General features: G+C 63.5%; 2 protein-coding genes and 1 pseudogene. 1 reads left to right on the top strand and 2 read right to left on the bottom strand.

Annotated features, from left to right (window positions below; genetic code table 11):
- Positions 1 to 432, top strand: a pseudogene (locus JX325_RS15835) (hypothetical protein); the annotation flags it as partial.
- Positions 433 to 476: 44 nt separating this feature from the next.
- On the opposite strand, the gene rpoD reads toward JX325_RS15835, so the two are convergent.
- On the bottom strand, positions 477 to 1,865 hold the full coding sequence (gene rpoD / locus JX325_RS15830) for an RNA polymerase sigma factor RpoD (protein WP_243414136.1): 1,389 nt from the start codon (positions 1,863 to 1,865) through the stop codon (positions 477 to 479).
- A partial coding sequence (locus JX325_RS15825; protein WP_204792015.1) for a hypothetical protein occupies positions 1,858 to 2,049 on the bottom strand: 192 nt, incomplete at its 5' end. The genes JX325_RS15825 and rpoD, both read right to left, overlap by 8 nt.

Raw genomic sequence — 2,049 nt, 5'->3', positions numbered from 1 at the left:
CCCGAGGTCTATGAGTTCGCCGACACCTGGGAGCTGGCGGGCGGGGCCCTGGCCCGGCTACACGCGGCGGCGGCGGAGAAGGGCTGGAATACCATCGTCTGCCCCGCTCCGGAGGACCTGAGCCGCATCGAGCACCTGCTGATTCCCGGCCTGGGGCTGGCCTTCGTCACCTCCTGCCCGGGGATGGACTACGGCAAAAAGCCCTACCGCCGCATCCGGCTGGACGCCATGACGGAGACCGAGGGCCGGTCCCGCCTCCGCTTCCAGACCCGGATGACCGCCCTGCTCCGGGAGGAGGCGATAGACGCGCTGAAAGACGCCAAGCGGAATCACGACGCCCTGGAAGCGGTCTATAACCCCTACGTGGACTTCGACGGCGTCCGGGCCCAGGCCGCCCTGGAGGCGGGAAGGCTGCTGAGCTACTTGAAATAAATAAAAGAGAAGGAAGCCTGCCGGCGGGCTTCCTTCTCTTTTGATCAGTTTAAAAAATCTTTCAGCTTTTTGCTCCTGGAGGGATGCCGGAGCTTCCGCAGAGCCTTGGCCTCGATCTGCCGGATGCGCTCCCGGGTAACGTTAAACTCCTTGCCCACTTCCTCCAAGGTCCGGGTCCGCCCGTCCTCAATGCCGAAACGAAGCTTAAGGACCTTCTCCTCCCGGGGCGTTAAAGTGGACAGCACGTCCATCAGCTGTTCCTTCAGCAGGGTGAAGGACGCGGCCTCGCTGGGCTCCGACGCCCCTTCGTCCGGGATGAAGTCCCCCAGGTGGGAGTCCTCCTCTTCGCCGATGGGGGTTTCCAGGGACACGGGCTCTTGGGCGATCTTCATGATCTCCCGCACCTTGTCCACGGGCATGTTCATCTCCGCGGCAATCTCGTTGGGGGAGGGGTCGTGTCCCAGCTCCTGGAGGAGCTGGCGGCTGACCCGGATGACTTTGTTGATGGTCTCCACCATGTGGACGGGAATGCGGATGGTCCTGGCCTGGTCGGCAATGGCCCGGGTAATGGCCTGGCGGATCCACCAGGTGGCGTAGGTGGAGAACTTGTAGCCCTTGGTGTAGTCGAACTTTTCCACGGCCTTAATGAGGCCCAGGTTGCCCTCCTGGATCAGGTCCAGGAACAGCATCCCACGGCCTACATAGCGTTTCGCAATGGAAACTACCAGACGGAGGTTGGCTTCCGCCAGCTTCTGCTTGGCGGTCTCGCCGGCGCGGTACTGCTTGCGCAGGGCCGCCTCCAGGGCGGGGTCGATCTCCGCGCCCTCTTCCCGCTGGCGGCGGAGCTCCGCCAGCTTCTCGGCCGCCTCGTTCCCGGCGGACATGGCCTGGGCCAGGCTGACCTCCTCCTCCGGCGTCAGCAGGGCCACCTTGCCGATCTCCTTTAAATACATGCGGACGGGGTCGTCGATGGAGAAGCTGTTGACCAGGGTGTTGGGGTCCACCAGCTCCTCTTCCTCCATGCCGGCGATCTCCTCGGCGGCGGGGCCCTCCTCGGGGAGCTCCGGGAGCAGGTCATCCTCGGCGCTGATGTCGATGTTCAGTGCCTCCAGGGAGTCATAGAGCTGGTCCATCTGCTCGCCCTCGAGGTTCAGATCGTCCACGGCCTCCATCAGCTCGGCGGACTCCACCTTGCCTTTTTTCTTGCTCTTGGCCAGCAGCTCCCGGAGCTTTTCATTGTTGATGAGCCAGGAGGCGGCGGGAAGGGCGGCCACCTGCTTGTCGTCCAGCCGGACGATGCCGGCCTTCTTGGCCTCCTCGTCGGTCATGATCCGGGGAGGAGCGGGTTCTTCCGGGGCCCCCTCCGCCTCGGCGGCGGCTAAAATGGCGTCGGCCTGACGCTCCAGCTCCTTGGCATCCTGTTTATTAGACATTCCGTTTTTCTCCCTTTTTATCTTTATGTTTTTCTGCCGCCGCCAACAGGGGGTCCGTTTCTACGCCGGAGCGTTTCGCGGCCTCCGCCTGTATGACGCGTATGTAATCCGCCAGGGCCTGCCGCCCGTTTTGGACGGATTCCGGCCGCTGGCAGACAGCGGTAACGTGGTTCATCTCCTCCAC

Origin of the sequence: Oscillibacter sp. CU971 (genome assembly GCF_905219725.1) — a bacterium.
Taxonomy (GTDB): domain Bacteria; phylum Bacillota; class Clostridia; order Oscillospirales; family Oscillospiraceae; genus Oscillibacter.
This window is presented reverse-complemented; position numbering and strand designations above follow the sequence as displayed.